Source organism: Halorubrum amylolyticum (genome assembly GCF_004114995.1).
In the GTDB taxonomy this organism is placed as follows: domain Archaea; phylum Halobacteriota; class Halobacteria; order Halobacteriales; family Haloferacaceae; genus Halorubrum; species Halorubrum amylolyticum.
In genome coordinates, this window is record NZ_SDJP01000026.1 from 1 (window position 1) to 17,745 (window position 17,745).

The window sequence follows — 17,745 nt, forward strand, 5'->3', positions numbered from 1 at the left end:
TGGGTAGATATTGACGGAGATCTGACCAATTCATTCTTCTCTCACCTCTCCACATTGAATTTACGCTCTGATAGTGAGTTATGGGTAAGAGACAGGCCTAAAGGCGCGGGAGGATGTCAATGTGACCGTGCATCTCGATCGGTGTGAGTAGCCCTTCGGCCCGCAGGACCAAGAGCGTCGCGGGCACCGTGGCGAAAAGCTAAGTGACGCTCCGCCGGGCGTAGGCGTATGAGCGACGATCAGAAGGGAACGAGCGGGGACCCGAAGGGAATTCGCGAGGGCGTCGAGGGGTCGAAGGGCGATCCGCGGGTGGTGTTGCTCCTGAACGCGGTCCTCTCGGGCATGTTCGCGTGGACCGCGTTCTGGGGGCTCCAGCTGCTCGACATCGCCGAGGTCACCGCGACCAACGTCGCGTCCCTCGCGCTGATCGTCTTCGCGCTGACGTACGTCACCGTGTTGCGGTGAGCGCGGCGAGGGGAGAATATGACTCCCTCGCGCTCCGACGTACCGGCGAGTTTCGCCATCCTTTAACTCGAACGCGGTGCTTCTCCCGACAATGACGATCGAAGACCGCGACGACGCGCACCTCATCACGCACGCGCTGGCGAAGGACACCCTCTCGCGGCTCCGCGACGTCGAGACCGAGCAGGTCGCGTTCCGGAAGGGGCTCGTGAAGCTCGGCCGGATCTGCGGCTACGAGATCATCGACGGCGCGATGGAGACCGAGTACGTCCCGGTCGAGACCCCCTTAGCGGAGACCACCGGCGAGTGCGTGAAGGGGCTCGACGACGTGGTCATCATCAACGTGCTCCGGGCCGCCACCCCGTTCGTCGAGGGGCTCCTCAAGGCGTTCCCCCGCGCGAAACAGGGCGTCATCTCCGCCGGCCGCGACGAGGAGGCCGGGATGACCGCCGACGGCGAGTTCCCGATCACCATCGACTACGTGAAGCTCCCCGAGATCCGGCCCGAGGACACCGTGATCGTCGCGGACCCGATGCTCGCCACCGGATCGACGATGTGCGCCGTCCTCGACCACGTCCTCGACGACGCCGACGACTTCGAGGACCTGTTCGTCCTCTCGGCGGTCTCCGCGCCCGACGGGCTCGTTCGCGTGAGCGAGTCGGTGCCCGAGGCCGACCTGCTGACGGTCGCCATCGACGACCGCCTCGACGACGACGGGTTCATCCTCCCCGGACTCGGCGACGCGGGCGACCGCGCGTTCCGGACGGTCTGATAGTGATTACTGCGAATAGTTTCAGGGACGGTCTCGAGAGATGCCGATTCGGCGGATCTCAGTGCCGATGCAGATCGCCACGGCGGTAAAGACTCGCAGTAATCACTATGAAAGACGCGATCGATTCTCGGGTCACAGCGTCGCTTGAAACGTGTCCGCCCACTCGGCCGGAACCGGGAGATCACCGAGGACGCGCGACTGTAGTCTGTAGTATCCGTTGTGTGCCCGTTGACAGTTCGCCTCCATCCACATCCGAGCTTTCGGTGTGTTCAGATACTCCAAGAGCCCGTCGAACGGGACGCTTTCCCGCGGAATCAGATAGTACACGCTGTGTTTCGGGATGACGTCGCCCGTTTCTTCGATCCAGAACCGAGGTTCCTTCGCGATGTCCTTGAACACGATCTTCGGTTGCAGAATGTCCTCCATCGGGGGCGTCTCGTGCCACGCGTACCACCGCTTTCCGCCTTTCTTCACGCACGATCGCTCCGCTAACCGGTCACGATGCCCTTCAGCCCACTCGCCGAACGACCCCAGTTCGTCTTCGTCGGGCAACGATCCGTCGTCACCGTACGGACACACGAACACGGAGTTGGTGTACGGACTGTCGAACTCTCGCAGCTGTTTCCCCGATACAGTCGGCCGGAGCCACTTTTCGTCGACTTCCTCAGGTACCTCGTTTTTGTCAAATACGAACACGTGGTCGGCTCCGGTCGCGATCCCCGGACTGATCCGTTCGGTAATGTCTCGGAGCGTCGCTCCCGTCTGCATCGCTTCGAAGTCCGCGTTACGTATCTTCGGCGCCCAGCTGTCTCCCGTCGTCAGTGTCGTCTCGTGTGTCGTGCCGTCTCGAAGCCGGATCGTCGTCTTGCCGGACCCGCCGCGTTGAACAGTAGTCACGCACGGGAACGTCACGAGTCCGGAAAACGCATCTTCGGCGACGTGTTCGATCTCTATGACATGATACGTTCCGCTTGTCAGTAAGCGTCTGAGCGGCGCGGCCGTGCCGACGTACTCGAACTTTTCGGGAGTGATGAACGACAATACTCCGTCGGGTGCGAGCAGCGAAAGCGCTCGCTCGAAGAATAAGAGATACAGATCGAACCTCCCGGACGCCGTCTCGAAGCTGTCTTTATATCGTTTCTTTTCGTCCTCTGACAGCCCCTCTATCGGCACGTACGGTGGATTGCCGATCACGTACTCGAACGGTCCCTCTTCGAGCATCTCTGGGGCCAAAAAGTCTCGCTCGTCGAATGTAACGTGTTTCAGCCTGCGGTCTCTGGCTTCGCTGAGGTGATCCGGATTTGGCTCGACCCCATACCCTTCGGGCGTCTCCCATTCGCGTGTCTCACAAATCCGTTCGACGGCCGCAGCAAACGGTGCAGTCCCCGCTCCCGGATACAGCACGCTGTCGCCGGTATCGGGCGGATGATCGCAAAACACCCGTCGGACCATCTTCTCCGCCAGATCGTCCGGTGTCGGGACGTGCCCCTTCATTCGATACCGAATGGGTCGTCTCGGCACTTGAATGTGCGTGAACCACCTCCCCGTTCTACTCGTCGAACTCCTGCTGGATATCGATGTTACCTGCTACTTGGGCGGCGAGCGACCGGGCGAACCGGTTGAACTGAAGTTCTTCGTTGGGTTCCCAAAACTCGCCGTTTGTACCTCGCTCCGGGTCGCTGAGAATGAACGCCGCGTTGTCAACCAACCGCTGTCGGACCATCCGCGTCATCAGGATCTCCATCCGATCGACATAAGATGCGCTTTTGAACGCATCGTCTGCGTCGAAGTTTGGCTCGCGGAGCGACTTCGGTTCGCGCGACTCCTCTACGTCGGCCATGAGAAACAGGTACCCGATCCACGGCTGCGGTGACGGGGCGAACAACCCTTCCTCGTACGCCTGAATCAGATCGGTGTTGCTGCCGAGCGCTTCCTCCGTCCGGTTGTTGAGGTTGTTCCCAAACGAACTCGCCTGTGATTTGTACTCGATCGCCGCGAGCAGTTCTCCGTCGTGGACGACCGCCGTGTCCCACTCCTTCTCGTGACGGTAGTATCCCGGAAGCGTGGCGTGGTAGTCGTGTTTCACCGAATTCCGCGGAACGTCGGCTTCGTCCACGAGAATGTCCTCCACGAGGCCAGCGAAGCCGTCCATCTGTCCCCCGCCGAGCACTTTTGCTCGCTCGCCGCGAGCCGTGCTGTCGGATCGCCGCTGTTCCTCGCCCTGACTCCGGCGCGTGTCCCAGTACCACCGGCCCGCGTCCGACACCTCTCGACGGAGGTCGTCGATCATACCCGCGGTGTGCCGCCGAACGCCGTATCAGGACCGGTCCCATCCCGAACAGGGATTCACATCTGACGACGGACCGCGTTTTTCACGACGCTTCCCGCCGACGTACTTTTAACAGCCGCCCGCACGACCGATGCGTATGAGCGACGCGCCGACGACCGAGCCCTGCGACGGCTGCGGCGACCCCGAGCCGGTCCCGAACGACGTGGACGCCGTCGTCGAGCACCTGCGCGACTGATCGACTCGCGCGGCTGACTCGCGAGACCGATCGAGTGTGGAAACGCCGCGATCAGTCGGGTGCTCCCGGGAGAATCGGATCTGTCCGGCGTCCATCGCATTCCCAGCGCGTGGTGAATCCCGCGCCGCGACGATCTGGGACACACGGTAACGAGAGTTACACGGTGATCGCCCCACGAGTGGGTGATGGCGTGCGTTAGCAAATATATACTAATACGACTGGTACCGGACCGTGCCAAGTATGGGCTCCGTAACCTCACGACTGTACCGCTGGGGGCGGCACTTCGTCGAGTCGTTCGGTCTTAAACCAGTAGTGCTGCCGCTCTACCGTTGGTGGGGTGGCCTCCAGTACCGATTGGCTGGAGAGACGTACGGGGTCGAAGTCGGGAGCGCCAGCGCGCGATTCCACATCCCGACACGGAACGAGTGGACGGATTTTCGGACGGTCAAAGAACGACCGATCCTCGACCATCTCGTGTCGAACCTGCGTCGCGATGACGTCTTCTACGACGTCGGTGCCAATCTCGGGCTGTACTCTTGTCTGGTGGCGGATGTCGTGACCCGGCCCGTTATCGCGTTCGAGCCCCATCCCGGCAACGCCGACCGGCTCGAAGACAACGCCGATCTCAACGGAGCTGACATCTCCGTCTTCCGGCGTGCGCTCGCCGAGTCTACGGGAGAAGCGGATCTCACGATCGCGTTGGACAAAGTCGGGTCGGCCGGCCACACGCTTGTATCCGACTGGTCCCCGGACCTCGAGTCGATCACGGTTCCGAAGATCCGCAGTGACGAGCTGATCGCTCAGGAAGACCTTCCCCGTCCGACCGTTTTCAAGATCGACGTCGAAGGCGCCGAACAGGCAGTGCTCGACGGGTTAGAAGCAACGCTGTCGCGCCCCGACTGCCGGTTAGTGTACTGTGAGACACACGCGGACCGACTCGAAAAACAGGGGAGTTCGGTGGCGGATATCCGTGCCACCCTCGAATCACACGGATTCTCCGTCACGGAGACACCCATCCGAGAGGGCAAAGGGGAGTCGATGCTCATCGGTGCGAAATCGAACAGCACGGATTGACATCCTCCCCGCGCTGAAGCGCGAGGATTCCCGACTGCCGGTGGGATATTGTGGTTTACGACGTGACCTGTTCTTGAGGTGCGAATGCACCAGTTTCCTTGTTAAACAGGAACGTCGATGGCTGTGCCAACCAACCGTTACTCCTATCTCCCCCGTCAGAGGCGAGATTCGGAGGTACTTTTTGTCGGATGTTCTCAGCACCGTTCACATCTGCATTCGCCACTGTACCGCAGGTATCGCACACGTACAGCCCGCGTTCAACACGGTTCGTGTCACTCGTTCGTCCACAGAATGAACATGATTTGGACGTGTCCTCCTCAGACACTTCTTCGACAGTGATACCCTCCATTTCGGCCTTGTAGGTTAACAAATCTGTGAACCGGTCGAACGCCCACGAGTGAAGGTCGAGGTTCCCGTGTTTTTCCCAATCCTTCGACTCGCCGTTCTCTTCATTCTCACGAATGCCGGAGAGATCCCCAACCACGATTGTTCCGACACCTTCGTCCACACACCGCTGAACGATATGTTTTGAGAGCGTATGGAAATAGTGCGTGCGGCGAGCCGACTTCTTCTGGTTCAAACGGGTCGCTTGCTCTGAGTTCGAATCATCACACTCGGCGATCCGCTTGCTGAAGTAGTAGTCATCCTCCTTCAGGCAGTTGAGTGGGTAGAGTTCGCTGTGGCCGTCCTCGTATGCGAGTGCGGCGAAGTTGGTGATCCCGAGATCGACACCCACGGACTTCTCACCGGGTGCTTCAGACACCTCGATTTCGACCTTGCACACGAAGTGCAGTTCCCACTCATCACCCGTCCAAACCGCTCTCACCTGTTGAACGCTCTCTACGGCAGAGAGATCAACATCGGAGCGAGTCTGGTATTCGCACAGGATGAAGTCTGACCAGTACTCTTTGAGATTCGCCCCCTTTGAGAGCCGAACTCGGTTGTAGTGGGTGTCGAGTTTGAAGCCGGCAGTTTTGAACGTCACCGTCGAACGCGGATGTTCGTCACCGTGTTTGCGGTAGCCGGGCGGGTTCGCTCTCGTGTCTCCGTTGCGTCGTTTACCGTCCCAGCCGTTGAACGCCTCAGCGAGTTCTTGAAGGACTCGCTGACTTGACTGTGAATGCAGGTCATCGTGACGTCCTCGCCCGCCGTGAACGGCGGGGGTTCCCTTCCACAGCGGGGAACCCGGTCGTTCCGGTTCAGTTCCAGGACCGTCTCTCCCGGCGTCGGCGGGGCGGGTTTCGTCCCTCGGCCGGGAGCGTCCTATGGCACCGTCACATGTGCTCCCATCCGCAAGCGAGTCATCGCCGCGCGGTTTCTCGACGCGGCTCTCTCCCAAGCGGTCGAACCTGGCGGTTCCGTGCCGGCTCCGGTCACACCTTGTCGGCCGAAGGCCATCACCCGGGCTTGCGGAGCACCGCAGACATGGGTGGAATGCGGTCCGACTCGCCCCGCGTATCGACGGCGCGAGTCGGCGGAACCCGTGTGTGGACCGTCGGCACGGCCGATACTAAACGTTGGGGTTCCATCCCGGCCACTTACCGCGGTTGCGGCACGAAGCGTACGCGATTCACGCCCGCCCTGAAGGGCGGGATTCTCTCGCTGAAAGAAGGTAAGGTGATGTCGAATACCCTTTTCAATGAACTCGCGGGGTGTCCGTTCTCGCTCCACAAAACCCAAGTCGATCCACTCGGTACACTCGGTGAGGCGGTCGGTTTCGGCCATAGGAATCTGAAACTCTGACCGCCTCATTCACTAACTTAACACGACGCCGCTTTCCCGACGTACTTTTAAGAGCCGCCCGCGCGACCGATGCGTATGAGCGACGCGCCGACGACCGAGCCCTGCGACGGCTGCGGCGACCCCACCACGGACGCGCTCGCACGCGTCGTCCGGCTGAGCGTCGACCGGGCGAACATCGACACCCAGCGGCTCTGTCCCGACTGCTTCGCCGACTGGATTCAGCGCTATCAGGACCGGCTCGGCTCCGGCCCCGACGAGTCCGACGAGAGCTCCGAGATCATCGTCGACTGAGCGGCCGGGGGCCGTCCACGCTTCCCGTCCGCACGGCAACGTCCGTCCCGACCGCCCGTCTTAAGCCGCGGCGGCACGGACGGCGACGTAATGGACCTCGCCATCGACGCCCCGGCCCCGACGGCGCCCGACTGCGCCGACGACGGGACGTGGCTCGCCTGCATCGCGTGCGACGAGACGTTCGCCCCCTTCGAGGACGTCCGGTACACCTGCGACGAGTGCGACGGCCTGCTCGAAGTCCGGTACGCCGACCCGCCGACCTTTGCGGAGTTCGGCGCGGGCGCCTCCTCCGAGGGCCCCGACCGCGGCGTCTGGCGCTACCGCGAGGCGCTCCCGTTCGACCTGGGCGTGACGCTCCCCGAGGGCGACACCCCCCTCCACCGCGTCCCGCGGATCGAGGAGTCGGTCGGCGTCGACGCGCTCCGGATCAAACACGAGGGGATGAACCCCACCGGCTCGTTCAAGGACCGCGGGATGACCGTCGGCGTCCGCGTCGCCGAGGAGTTGGGCGTCGGCGCGCTCGCCTGCGCGTCCACCGGCAACACCTCAGCGGCGCTCGCGGCGTACGGCGGTCGCGGCGGGATGGAGACGCTCGTGCTCCTCCCGGAGGGGAAGGTCGCCGCGGGGAAGATCGCGCAGGCGAGCCTCCACGGTGCCCGCATCCTCGAAGTCGACGGCAACTTCGACGCCTGCCTCGACATCGTGCAGGAACTCGCCGCCCGCGGCGAGGCGTACCTGCTCAACTCCCTGAACCCGTTCCGCCTGGAGGGCCAGAAGACGATCGGCTTCGAGATCTTAGAGGCGTTCCGCGACGACTACGGCGCCTTCCCGGACCGGATCGTCCTCCCAGTCGGCAACGCGGGAAACACCTCGGCGCTGTACAAGGCGTTCCGCGAGCTGGTCCAGTCGGGCGCGCTCGCCGTCGAGGAGGTCCCCAAGCTGACCGGCGTGCAGGCCGCGGGCGCGGCGCCGATGGTCGAAGCGATCGAAGAGGGGAACGACGAGGTCCGGCGCTGGGAGGAGGTCGAGACGCGCGCGACCGCGATCCGCATCGGCAACCCGGTCAACGCGCCGAAGGCGATCCCGGGCATCCGGAACACGGGCGGCACCGCCGTCGCCGTCAGCGACGACGAGATCACCGACGCGCAGCGCGCCCTCGCCGAGGAGGGCGTCGGCGTCGAGCCCGCCTCCGCCGCGAGCCTCGCCGGGCTCAGGAAACTCCGCCGCGAGGGCGTCGTCGACGACGACGAGCGGGTCGTCTGCCTGACGACGGGGCACCTCCTGAAAGACCCCGACGCCGCCTACGAGGCCGGCGGCGACCCCGAGCCGGTCCCGAACGACGTGGACGCCGTCGTCGAGCACCTGCGCGACTGATCGACTCGCGCGGCCACCTCGATCCGGGCCCGCGCGGCCGGTTCGGGCCGACCGCGCACGCTACTCCCAGTTGTGGAGCGCGTCTTGGAACACTTCTTCGACGTCTTCCTTCGTCACGGGCCGCGGGTTACATCGGAGCAGCCGCTGCTGGCTCTCGACGGTGCTTTCGGCGAGCGCACCGGTGTCGTCGACGGTGATCCCCGCCAGCTCGTTGAGCCCGCTCGGGAGCACGTTGAGGTCCCGCTGGAGCCGCACGAACTCCTCGCGGGCCTCGTCGGCGGCCTCGCGGGTGCTCATCCCCGAGGTGTCGGCGCCGAGCATCTCCGCCACTTTCGCGAACCGCGGCGGGTCGCTGGCGACGTTGTAGCCGAGGGTGCTCGCGGGCGTGAGCGCCGCGATCGTCTCCCCATGGTACGTGTGGTAGTTGTTGCCGACGGGGTACGCCATCGCGTGCGCGAGGCTCGCGCCGGCGGTGAGCCCGGCTATCGCGCCGAACAGCGCGCCCTTCAGCATCGCGCCGCGCGCCTCGATGTCGTCGCCGTTGTTGACGACGCGGCGCACGTTCGACGAGAGGAGATCGATCGCCTTCTCGCTGAACATCTCCGTGAAGCCGGTGCGGCCGGCGTAGACGGGGCGGTCGGCGGGGTCTTCGGGCCGGAGCAGGTCGTCGTAGCGGTGGGTGGTGTACCCCTCGATCGCGTGGCCGAGCGCGTCCATCGCGGTCTTCGCCGTGAGATCCGGCGGCAGCGTCGTGGTGAGCGTCGGGTCGAGCACCGCGGCGTCCGCCCGGACGTGCGTGCTGGAGATCCCCTCTTTGATCCCCTTTTCGGGCACCGAGAGGATCGCCACGGGCGAGATCTCGGAGCCCGTTCCCGCGGTCGTCGGCAACAGGATCAGCGGCGGACCCGATTCGGTGAGGTCCTCGCCCGCGCCGGTCGGGGCGGCCACGTAGTCGAGCACGTCGCCGCCGTTGGCGACGATCGCCCGCGTCGCCTTCGCGGTGTCCATACAGCTGCCGCCGCCCAGTCCGAGGTAGAAGTCGTACCCGTCCTCGCCCATCTCCTCGCGGACGAACGCGATGCACTCCTCGACCGCCTCGATGCTGGGCTCGCGTTCGACGCCGTCGTACACGTCGACGTCGAACCCGTCGGCCTCCAGCTCGTCGGCGACGTGGTCGACGTGCCCCAGCGAGACGAGGTCCGAATCGGTGACGATCAGTCCGCGCCCCTCACCGGAGAGCCCGATCTGGCCGAGCTGATAGCCGAGCTCGTCGGCCGCGCCCGCCCCCACGCGGATCGCCGGCATCCGCACCTCCCAGACGGTCTCCGGCGAGAGCCGGTGCGGATCGGCGGAGACGGAGCGCTCGTAGCTCACACGCCCCACCCCGGCAGGATCGCCTCGAACTGCTCCGGGTCGTGCCCGAACACGACCTCGGCGTCGTGGTGTCGCTCCAGCTCACGGATGCGGTTCATGCTCTCTCGCCACTCCTCCTTCTGCCAGATAAGGGGGCCGCCGAGCGGCGTCCCCGCCTCGTAGTTCTCGTCCATGTACACCTGATCGCCGGTGAACACGACGGTGCCGTCGGCGTCGAGGTGGATCACGGAGCCGGTGAGCCCGGGCGTGTGGCCGGGGAATCGGACGAACTCCAGGTCGGTGAAGTGCTCCTCGCGGTCGCGGTGGAGCACCCGCCAGTTCAGGTCGTGGTCGAAGTCGTCGAGGACGTACGCGCCGCTCCCCTCGTCGGTCTTCGCGCTGTAGTAGGCGAACTTCAGCTCCTCCTCGTGGACGTAGACCGGCGTGTCGGTGCCCGCGAAGAACTCCAGCCCGCCGGCGTGGTCGAGGTGGAGGTGACTCTGGAACACCGCGTCGATGTCGTCGAGCGAGTAGCCCGCCGCCTCCAGATCGTCGTCGAGGCGGTGCTCGCTCGCGTCGTGCGGATAGAAGGCCTGCACGAGCCCCTCGGGCCAGTGGCCGTCCGCGGCGTCGTGGTGCGAACCGGTGTCCCAGAGGATCGTCGCCTCGGGGTGGTCGATGACGAGGTTCCACACCGGGATCTCGTCGTACTCGGTGTCGGGGTTCGACTCGTCGTGGCTCCCGATCGTGTTCGCCTCCATCATGTAGTTCATGTCACAGTACAGCCCGCCGCGGTCGAGGACGTGGACCTCCGCGTCTACCATGCGATTGGATATTATTAATGAATGTTAATTATACTTTCTACCCGAGAGAGATACTGTCTCCGTTTCAATTAAATATCTGATAGTGGTCTAGCGAACAATCGGATGCAATTTTCACCCACGGTCTTCGTCGCCGCAGCGACCGCGGCGATCACCGCCGTGGCGACCGGGGCCGCGTGGCGACACCGCGAGGCCCCCGGGGGGACGTACGCGACCGTGTACCTCCTCACCGCGACGGTCTGGGTCGCCGGCGTCGCGCTGGAGGTCGCGGCGACGACGCTCGCCGGGAAGCTGTTCTGGCTCAACGTCCAGTACGTGCCCGTCGTCGTCCTCCCGGTCGCCTCCCTCGCGTTCGTCGCCACGTACCTCGGCTACGACGCCCGGCTCACCGACCGTCGTCTCGTCGCACTCGCGGCCCCGATCGCCGTTCTCGCGGTGCTAAGCTGGACGAACCCGATCCACGGGCTCGTCCGTACCTCGGCCGAAGTGGTCGCCCACGGAGGGGACCTCCTCCTCGCCCGCGAACCGGGACCGGTCTGGTGGGTCGGCTGGCTGTACACGCAGGTGCTGATCGTCGGAAGCTTCGCGGGGCTCGCGTACGGCGCGTGGGACTCCGCGGGCCACTTCAGGCTGCAGGTGACCGCCCTGTTCGCGGGCGCCGCCGTCCCGTGGCTCGCGCAGTTTCCCCTGCTCGCTGGCGCCTCGTCCATCCGCCCGGAACTGCTGTTCAGCGTCACCGGCCTCGTGTTCCTGGCCGCGATCCGATGGACCCGGTTCCTCGAAGTCGCCCCAGTCGGTCGACGCCGCGTGGTCGAGGGGCTCACGGACCCGGTGTTCGTCTTCGACGGTCGAGACCGACTCGTCGAGTCGAATCCGGCTGCGAACGACTGGATCGGGGACGCGTCCGTCGGCGACTCGGCGGCCGCGGTCTTCGAGGAGAGTCCGCCGATCGCCGACGCCTACCGCCGGAAAGAGCCGATCCGAGACCCCGTCGGCCTCGACATCGACGGCGAGCGCCGGTACGCGACCGTGCTCGTCGATCCCCTCCCGCAGATCGGCAACCGGCCGGTCGGTCGCCTCGTCGTCGTCCGCGACGTGACCCGGCTCAAGTGGCGCGAACGCGAGCTCTCAGCGGCGAACGAACGGCTGGAGACGATGGCGAACGCGATCGCCCACGACCTCCGGAACCCGCTGTCGGTCGCGCGGGGCTTCCACGACCTCGCACGGGAGGGCGACGAGACGGCCTACGACCGCATCGAAGACGCTCATCGGCGGATGGGGGCGATCATCGACGAGACGCTGGCGTCGGCCACGGACGACACCGACGGTGCCGTTCTCGCGGGATCCGAAACCGTCTCGATCGACTCGATAGCCCGTGACGCGTGGTGCTCTATCTCGTCCGGCGACGCGACGCTCAGCGTTCGCGGAGAGGGCGAGACGGAGACGATCCCCGGACGGCTCCGCGGCCTCTTCGAGAACCTCTTCCGGAACGCAATCGAGCACGCGTCGCCGGATGACGAGACCGGTTCGAAGGCGGCCGACAGTGCCGGCGTGTCGATCACGGTCGCCGTCACGGAGAACGGGTTCGTGGTGGCCGACGACGGGCCGGGGGTCCCGCTAGCCGACCGCGAGCAGGTCTTCGACAGGGGACACTCGGGAAGCGACACCGGCACCGGAATCGGACTCGCCGCAGTCCGGGAGACCGCGGTCGATCACGGCTGGCCGCTCGCGCTCTCGGAGGGCGTCGACGGCGGCGCGGCGTTCGTCGTCGCCACCGGATACGGGTCGATATCGATGGTCGCCGCCGAGAGCCGAATCGTGGCGCCGGACGCAGAAATCACCCGCATCAGCGAGGGGACGGACCAGGAGCGCGAGCCGCCGACCGAGTGCGACTGACCGGGACTTGCGGTGCGGGGAGAGCGGTTCGAGATCCGGTTCGCGGCGCGGGGTTCGCTACTCCGCCTGTCGCTCGTCGGCCTCGTCCAGCGTGATCTCGGTGACCTCGACGATCCGATCGTCGGCGAGCAGGGCGTCGACGGCCTCGTCGTGAACGGGGTGATCGAGGTTGTAAACGGTGAGCGCCTCGCCGCCCTGCGTCTCGCGGGCGTTGTACATCCCGGCGATGTTCACGTCGTGGTCGCCGAGCACGGTGCCGATGAGCCCGATGACGCCCGGCTCGTCGGTGTTGCGCGCGACCAGCATGTGGCCGTACGGGACCGCGTCGACGCGGAAGCCGTCGATCCGGACGATACGCGGGTCCTCGCCGGCGAACAGGGTTCCCTCGACCGCGATCGAGTCCTCGCCGTTGTGGACGGTGACGCGCACGAGGCTCTGGAAGTCCTCGGTCTGACGGGTCTTCGACTCGGTCACGTCGATGCCGCGCTCCTCGGCGAGCCGGGGCGCGTTCACCGAGTTCACCTGCCACTCCAGCGGCTCGAAGACGCCCTTCAGCGCGCTCGCGGTGACGAGCTCCACGTCCTCCGCGGCGATGTCGCCCTCGTAGGTCGCTTCCACTTCCGTGATCCGGCCGTCGAGCAGCTGCGCGGCGACCTTCCCGGCGGTCTCCGCCACGGCGATGTACGGCTTGATCCGCGGGAACGCCGTCTCGTCGACGGAGGGCGCGTTGAGCGCGGTGAGCACGGGCTCGTCGTCGAACGCCGAGAGAACGGCCTCCGCGGTGTCAACCGCGACGTTCTCCTGTGCGGCCTCCGTCGAGGCGCCGAGGTGCGGCGTCAAGACGATCTCCTCGACGTCGAGCAGCGGCGAGTCCTGCGAGAGCGGCTCCTCGGCGAAGGAGTCGAGCGCGGCGCCCGCGAGGACCCCGTCGTCGACCGCCTCGGCGAGCGCGTCCTCGTCGACGATCCCGCCGCGGGCGCAGTTGATGAGGTAGCCGCCCTCCAGCTGAGCCAGCTCGTCTTCGCCGATCATCCCCTCGGTCTCGGGGAGGAGCGGGGTGTGAACCGTCGCGAAGTCGCCGCGCGCGAGCGCCTCGTGGAGGTCCTCGACGAGCTCGGCGCCGAGGCGGTCGGCGCGCTCCTCGGAGATGTACGGGTCGTAGACGACGAGATCCATCCCGAGCGAGTCGAGCCGCTTAGCGACCTCCTGCCCGACGCGACCGAGGCCGACGATGGTGAGCGTCTTGTTGTTCACCTCGGTGCCGAGGAACTCGCCTTTCGCCCACTCGCCGCCGAGGAGGCGGCCGTGCGCCTGCGGGATCGAGCGCGCGACGGCGAACGTCATCGCGACCGTGTGCTCGGCGGCGGCCCGGACGTTCCCGTCGGGCGCGTTGGCGACGATGACGCCGTGGTCGGTGGCGGCCTCGATGTCGATGTTGTCGACACCGATACCGGCGCGCCCGACGATGACGAGCCCCGAGGCGGCCTCGAAGACTGCCTCGTTCACGTCGGTCCCGGAGCGGACGATCAGCGCGTTGACGTCGCTCACGGCGTCGAGCAGGTCGTCGCCCTCGACCTCGTAATCCGTTTCGACCTCGTGGCCGGCATCTCGGAGTCGGTCCAACCCCGCGTCCGCGATGGGGTCGGTCACGAGTACCTTCATGGGCGGTTTCACCGGCGGCGCGAGGTTAACCCTTTCCTCATCGCTCCGTTTTGCCGGCCATGGCGATCCGCGATCGCGGATCTCGAACCCCTTCGTTTCGGATGGAACCCCCTCGTTCGTGGGTACCGATCGTCCGGTCCGGATTTCGCTGTCCGCCGATCCGCTTCCCGGTCCCGTCCGCCGATCGTGTCCGACGCGCGGGCGCTGTCGGCGCTGCGCGCAGACTCGCATCGCTTCCTCGTCCCTCACGCGCGAGAGTCGAGACGCTCGCGGTCACGGGCGCGATCGCGACGCAAGTGACGCGGGTCCGCGTCGGGCATCCGAGGATCGGAACCGAGAGCGACGACGAGTGACTCGGCCGAGTCGTCGATTTCTCGTAACACAACATACATATTCGTCGGACGGAATCTGATCGTATACGTTCTCGATCATGATGGCTCGATGGGGGTGCGACCGGTGCGGGTTCGTCGCGTGGACGCCGGACCGCGAGTCGATGCGGGAGGTCACCGGCCCGCACCTGCTCGCGCATCACTCCGAGGCCGTCAGTCGGTCGGACTTCCGGACGACGTGGGACTGCCCGTACTGCGCGACGGCGAAGACGGCCTACGACACCGACGGCGCGGTCGAGGAATTCAAAGCGCACCTCCACGAGCACGTCGCCGATCGGATCGAGGAGGGCGTCCACGTCGCCGACCGCGTCTCGTGGGACGGGACGGTTCAGGTCGCCGCGCCGGTCGACAGCGCGGACGCGGACGCGCTCCGCGCTCACTTCCACGCGGGCGGCGACCTTGTGATCGCGGTCACGGCGAACCCGGAGCGAACCGTCCGCCTGCTCCACGAGGAGCTGGACGCGTGGCCGCGGCGGACCGTCGTCGTCAGCACGGAGGCGTACCCGTTCGACGAGGCGCCCGACCTCGACTTCTCCGAGGTCCCCATCGAGGTCGTCGAGCTCGACCCCCGGCTCGGGCCGGACGACCTGGGCGAGACGGTGTCGCGGATCATCGACGCCAACCGGGTCGACGGCGACGAGATATCCCTTGAGGTCAGCGTGTTCCACGAGATCGTGCGCTCGTTCGACCTCCGGACCGCCTGCGACTTCGTCCGGATGCTCTCGGCCCGGCTGGACGGCGACGGCGGCGTCCTCCAGCTGTACGTCGACGCCGACGCGGACCCGAACGTCTCGACGGTGCTGAACTTCCTCGACGACGAGATCGATCTGAAGGTCGCGGCCGACGACGGGCGGTTCGTGCGGCGGGGGTGACCTCCCGCGTCCCCCGGCTCGTGCGCTCGGACTACTCGGCGTGCTTCTCCGTGTAGTCCGCCGGACGCCGCACGTAGACGTACTCGATCGACCGGTCCGCGGCCGACGCCGCGGTCTGTCGCTTGAGCCGCCGGAGGACCGACCGCGCCCGCTCCCTCGCGTCCGGGTCCCGGTCGGGATCGCCGGCGAGCGCGCGGACCTCCCGTTCGAGCGGCGGCGCGTCGAGCCGCGGCAGGTAGGCGGCCGCGATGTCGGCGACGTACGGGTCGTCGTGCGCGAGCGCGTCGAGCAGCCACGGGACGGCGGCGCGTCCGGGTCCCCCCTCGTCCCGCTCGACGAGCTCACAGCACAGCCACATCGCGTGCCGCTCGGTCGCCGCGGTGACGCGGTCCGCCCGGTCGCCCGACGCGACCTCGTAGAGCAGCCGCGCGGCCGAGACGTCCCCGTCGCGCCGAGGCGCCCGGTCGGTTACCAACCGCTCGCGGACGTCCCGCCCCCGCACGGCGTCGCCCTCCGCGACGAGCCGCGCCAGCGACGCCGCGGCGGCGCGCCGGACCGCGGCCGAGGGGTCCCGTACCGCGTCGAGCAGGACGGTCGCCGACTCGGGGCGATCGAGCCCGTGGAGTCGCTCGACGACGGTCGTCCGGAGGCGCTCGCTCCCGTCGTCGGCCGCGGCCGCCAGCAGCTCCGCGGCCTCGTTCGTCCCCACCGTCACCAGGGCGTCGACGGCGGCCCGGCGGACGAGTCCGTTCCGCGTCAACAGCAGCGGCCGGAGCGGCTCGACGGCCTCGCCCCCGAGCCGCGCGTACGACCGGGCCGCGCGGGCCTGTACCCGCGCGTCGCCGTCGTCGAACGCCCCGCGGAGCCGGTCGATCGCGTCCGAGGCGCCCTCGACGCCGACCGCTCCGAGCCCGGTCGCGCCGGCCATCCGGTAGGCCGCGTGGTCGCTCGTCAGCCACCGGGAGAACACCGCCACCGGGTCGTCGTCGTCGCGCTGCCGCACCGCGTCGGCGACGCGTGACACCAGCTCGTCGACGTACCGGTCCCCGTGGAAGTACAGCGCGTCGATGGCCTCCGCGCGGACGGCGACGTCCTCGTCGGTGAGCACGACTCGAAGCAGCCGGTCGGCGATCCGGCGCTCGCTCCCCGCCATCGAGCTCGACGGGTTCCCGAGCGCCTCCACGCCCTCCAGCCTGGTCGCCGCGTCGTTGCCCTCGTCGAGCAGGGCGAACGCCCGCGGACGCTCGCCGCCGCCCCGGTCCGATCGCGAGTCGTCAACCATCTGTCGCCGCGTCGGTCGCCCCCGCGATTAAACGTGCCCCCGCGAGTATCACGGACGAGAACTCGGAACCGAGGCGTCGAGCCGGTCGACCCTCGCCGTCGGTGGCGACAGCGACCGCCCTCCTCCGCCGCTCTCCGCCGCTAGAGTCCGATCGACGCGACGGCCTCGTACTCCGGGCCGTCGCTCGTCAGCGTCGACGAGACGAGTCGGACTGCGTCGACCTCGAACCGGCCGATCTCGGGGTCGCGCTCGCGGACGGCCTCCCGAACCAGCTCCTTCCCGCGGGCGTCGTTCATCCGGGCGAGCGTGACGTGCGGCGTGAACTCGTGGTCCTCGGGATCGACGCCGAGCGCTGTCGTCTCCGTCTCGAGGGCCTCGTGGAGCGCGGTCAGCTCCGCGCTCCCCGCGTCGATCCCCGCCCAGACGACCGAGATGTAGTCGAGGCTCGGGAAGACGCCGAACCCCTCGACGGCGCACTCGAAGGGGCCGACGTCGGCGGTCTCGACCGCGCGCTCGCCGGCGGCGATCACGTCGTCGAGTGCGGGTGTGGTGTCGTCGTCGTTGTTCTCGCCGCCGCCGTCGATTTCGCCGAGGAACTTCAGCGTTACGTGCGTCTGTTCGGGATCGACGAACCGCAGGCCGTCGGCGTCCTCAAAGGCGGTCTGTGCCTCCGCGACGGCGGGCGCGAGTTCGTCCGGCGGGTCGACGGCGAAGAACGCGCGCATGGACGACCCCGGATCGGGCGCGGCTGTGCAATAAGCTGCCGGTGCCCGCCGCGGACGATCCACGCGGCGCGCGGCGCCCGTCAGCGACCGCGAGGGGGGTGAAGGAACAGGCCGTCCGCGATCGGGAGGCTCGCGGCGAGGGACGCGACGGCGACGGGGATCGCCCAGGCGTCGAAGACCAGCGCGGCGGGGGCGTACCCCCCGACGAACAGGATCGGGACGAGCGCGAGCAGCAGGTCGGCGCGCCCCGGGGCGTTCGGCGGGTCCAGAGCGGTCGACCCGCTCATCAGTCCATGTACCCGAGGTCCCGGAGCCGCTGTGCGATCTGGCGAGCCTCCGACTCGGAGATCGCGTCGTCCGCCTCCATCTCCCGAACGACCACGTGTTTCACGAACTCCTTGACCGAGCCGAACGGCTCGTCTTCGATGTGCTCTTCGACGTCCGCGACGAACTCCTTGCGCAGCGAGATCGTGGTGTAGTCGCTCATTACCGGGAGGGTGTCGC

Annotated in this window: 16 protein-coding genes and 1 pseudogene; 7 read left to right on the forward strand and 10 right to left on the reverse strand. The window is 67.0% G+C overall.

The genetic code is table 11. The features are described from left to right. The first annotated feature begins 228 nt into the window (after nt 1-228). Together ESO89_RS14510 and upp are read left to right on the forward strand one after the other, a co-directional pair. Nucleotides 229-465, forward strand: a complete 237-nt coding sequence (locus ESO89_RS14510) for a hypothetical protein (RefSeq protein ID WP_128906180.1) — start codon at nt 229-231, stop codon at nt 463-465. Between the two features lie 91 nt (nt 466-556). Next, nucleotides 557-1,234, forward strand: coding sequence for a uracil phosphoribosyltransferase (gene upp / locus ESO89_RS14515; RefSeq protein ID WP_128906181.1), 678 nt, complete (start codon nt 557-559; stop codon nt 1,232-1,234). A gap of 132 nt (nt 1,235-1,366) precedes the next feature. Here the strand turns inward: upp and ESO89_RS14520 are convergent, their stop codons facing one another. After that, nucleotides 1,367-2,728 (reverse strand): Eco57I restriction-modification methylase domain-containing protein, encoded by a 1,362-nt coding sequence (locus ESO89_RS14520; protein WP_128906182.1) that lies wholly within the window; start codon nt 2,726-2,728, stop codon nt 1,367-1,369. A gap of 55 nt (nt 2,729-2,783) precedes the next feature. After that, nucleotides 2,784-3,524 (reverse strand): PaeR7I family type II restriction endonuclease, encoded by a 741-nt coding sequence (locus tag ESO89_RS14525; protein WP_128906183.1) that lies wholly within the window; start codon nt 3,522-3,524, stop codon nt 2,784-2,786. 475 nt (nt 3,525-3,999) lie between these two features. Here ESO89_RS14525 and ESO89_RS14535 point away from each other — a divergent pair, with 475 nt between their 5' ends. Further along, nucleotides 4,000-4,833: an FkbM family methyltransferase gene (locus ESO89_RS14535; RefSeq protein ID WP_128906184.1), complete on the forward strand. Its 834-nt coding sequence runs from the start codon at nt 4,000-4,002 to the stop codon at nt 4,831-4,833. A gap of 55 nt (nt 4,834-4,888) precedes the next feature. On the opposite strand, the pseudogene ESO89_RS14540 reads toward ESO89_RS14535, so the two are convergent. Next, nucleotides 4,889-5,971 (reverse strand): annotated as a pseudogene (locus ESO89_RS14540) (RNA-guided endonuclease InsQ/TnpB family protein); the annotation flags it as partial. 680 nt (nt 5,972-6,651) lie between these two features. Here ESO89_RS14540 and ESO89_RS14550 point away from each other — a divergent pair. Next, nucleotides 6,652-6,867 carry a DUF7569 family protein gene (locus tag ESO89_RS14550; protein ID WP_128906185.1) on the forward strand — a complete coding sequence of 72 codons (216 nt, stop codon included), beginning with the start codon at nt 6,652-6,654 and terminating at the stop codon, nt 6,865-6,867. Between the two features lie 90 nt (nt 6,868-6,957). Further along, complete coding sequence (gene thrC / locus ESO89_RS14555; RefSeq protein WP_128906186.1) at nt 6,958-8,241, forward strand: threonine synthase; 1,284 nt, start codon at nt 6,958-6,960, stop codon at nt 8,239-8,241. Between the two features lie 60 nt (nt 8,242-8,301). On the opposite strand, the gene ESO89_RS14560 is transcribed toward thrC, so the two are convergent. Both ESO89_RS14560 and ESO89_RS14565 read right to left on the reverse strand, forming a co-directional pair. After that, the gene (locus tag ESO89_RS14560; RefSeq protein WP_128906187.1) at nt 8,302-9,615 is read right to left on the reverse strand and encodes a hydroxyacid-oxoacid transhydrogenase; all 1,314 of its coding nucleotides are present in this window, start codon (nt 9,613-9,615) and stop codon (nt 8,302-8,304) included. Beyond that, nucleotides 9,612-10,418 (reverse strand): N-acyl homoserine lactonase family protein, encoded by an 807-nt coding sequence (locus tag ESO89_RS14565; protein ID WP_128906188.1) that lies wholly within the window; start codon nt 10,416-10,418, stop codon nt 9,612-9,614. The genes ESO89_RS14560 and ESO89_RS14565 overlap by 4 nt, the downstream gene beginning before the upstream one ends. A gap of 102 nt (nt 10,419-10,520) precedes the next feature. Here ESO89_RS14565 and ESO89_RS14570 point away from each other — a divergent pair, with 102 nt between their 5' ends. After that, entirely contained in the window at nt 10,521-12,311 is a 1,791-nt protein-coding gene (locus ESO89_RS14570; RefSeq protein ID WP_128906189.1) for a sensor histidine kinase, read from the forward strand. Between the two features lie 57 nt (nt 12,312-12,368). Here ESO89_RS14570 and serA read toward each other — a convergent pair whose 3' ends face one another. After that, nucleotides 12,369-13,973, reverse strand: coding sequence for a phosphoglycerate dehydrogenase (serA, locus tag ESO89_RS14575; protein WP_128906190.1), 1,605 nt, complete (start codon nt 13,971-13,973; stop codon nt 12,369-12,371). A gap of 430 nt (nt 13,974-14,403) precedes the next feature. Here serA and ESO89_RS14585 point away from each other — a divergent pair, with 430 nt between their 5' ends. Next, on the forward strand, nt 14,404-15,234 hold the full coding sequence (locus ESO89_RS14585) for a DUF7504 family protein (RefSeq protein WP_128906192.1): 831 nt from the start codon (nt 14,404-14,406) through the stop codon (nt 15,232-15,234). 31 nt (nt 15,235-15,265) lie between these two features. Here ESO89_RS14585 and ESO89_RS14590 read toward each other — a convergent pair whose 3' ends face one another. The 4 genes from ESO89_RS14590 to ESO89_RS14605 form a co-directional block, all read right to left on the reverse strand. Then, a complete protein-coding gene (locus tag ESO89_RS14590) occupies nt 15,266-16,516 on the reverse strand; it encodes a HEAT repeat domain-containing protein (protein WP_128906193.1) in 1,251 nt (416 codons plus the stop codon). A gap of 140 nt (nt 16,517-16,656) precedes the next feature. Then, complete coding sequence (thpR, locus tag ESO89_RS14595; RefSeq protein ID WP_128906194.1) at nt 16,657-17,241, reverse strand: RNA 2',3'-cyclic phosphodiesterase; 585 nt, start codon at nt 17,239-17,241, stop codon at nt 16,657-16,659. Nucleotides 17,242-17,321: 80 nt separating this feature from the next. Then, entirely contained in the window at nt 17,322-17,528 is a 207-nt protein-coding gene (locus ESO89_RS14600; RefSeq protein ID WP_128906195.1) for a hypothetical protein, read from the reverse strand. Continuing rightward, the gene (locus ESO89_RS14605; protein WP_128906196.1) at nt 17,528-17,728 is read right to left on the reverse strand and encodes a hypothetical protein; all 201 of its coding nucleotides are present in this window, start codon (nt 17,726-17,728) and stop codon (nt 17,528-17,530) included. Before ESO89_RS14605 ends, ESO89_RS14600 begins: the two co-directional genes overlap by 1 nt. Nucleotides 17,729-17,745 lie beyond the last annotated feature (17 nt).

What these genes read in the sequence shown, in the direction of transcription:
- ESO89_RS14565 (WP_128906188.1), bottom strand. Translation starts at nt 10,418, where the DNA reads ATGGTAGACGCGGAGGTCCACGTCCTCGACCGCGGCGGGCTGTACTGT.
- ESO89_RS14525 (WP_128906183.1), bottom strand. Translation starts at nt 3,524, where the DNA reads ATGATCGACGACCTCCGTCGAGAGGTGTCGGACGCGGGCCGGTGGTAC.
- ESO89_RS14520 (WP_128906182.1), bottom strand. Translation starts at nt 2,728, where the DNA reads ATGAAGGGGCACGTCCCGACACCGGACGATCTGGCGGAGAAGATGGTC.
- ESO89_RS14570 (WP_128906189.1), top strand. Translation starts at nt 10,521, where the DNA reads ATGCAATTTTCACCCACGGTCTTCGTCGCCGCAGCGACCGCGGCGATC.
- upp (WP_128906181.1), top strand. Translation starts at nt 557, where the DNA reads ATGACGATCGAAGACCGCGACGACGCGCACCTCATCACGCACGCGCTG.
- ESO89_RS14535 (WP_128906184.1), top strand. Translation starts at nt 4,000, where the DNA reads ATGGGCTCCGTAACCTCACGACTGTACCGCTGGGGGCGGCACTTCGTC.
- ESO89_RS14590 (WP_128906193.1), bottom strand. Translation starts at nt 16,516, where the DNA reads ATGGTTGACGACTCGCGATCGGACCGGGGCGGCGGCGAGCGTCCGCGG.
- serA (WP_128906190.1), bottom strand. Translation starts at nt 13,973, where the DNA reads ATGAAGGTACTCGTGACCGACCCCATCGCGGACGCGGGGTTGGACCGA.
- ESO89_RS14600 (WP_128906195.1), bottom strand. Translation starts at nt 17,528, where the DNA reads ATGAGCGGGTCGACCGCTCTGGACCCGCCGAACGCCCCGGGGCGCGCC.
- ESO89_RS14510 (WP_128906180.1), top strand. Translation starts at nt 229, where the DNA reads ATGAGCGACGATCAGAAGGGAACGAGCGGGGACCCGAAGGGAATTCGC.
- thpR (WP_128906194.1), bottom strand. Translation starts at nt 17,241, where the DNA reads ATGCGCGCGTTCTTCGCCGTCGACCCGCCGGACGAACTCGCGCCCGCC.
- ESO89_RS14605 (WP_128906196.1), bottom strand. Translation starts at nt 17,728, where the DNA reads ATGAGCGACTACACCACGATCTCGCTGCGCAAGGAGTTCGTCGCGGAC.
- ESO89_RS14550 (WP_128906185.1), top strand. Translation starts at nt 6,652, where the DNA reads ATGAGCGACGCGCCGACGACCGAGCCCTGCGACGGCTGCGGCGACCCC.
- ESO89_RS14585 (WP_128906192.1), top strand. Translation starts at nt 14,404, where the DNA reads ATGATGGCTCGATGGGGGTGCGACCGGTGCGGGTTCGTCGCGTGGACG.
- thrC (WP_128906186.1), top strand. Translation starts at nt 6,958, where the DNA reads ATGGACCTCGCCATCGACGCCCCGGCCCCGACGGCGCCCGACTGCGCC.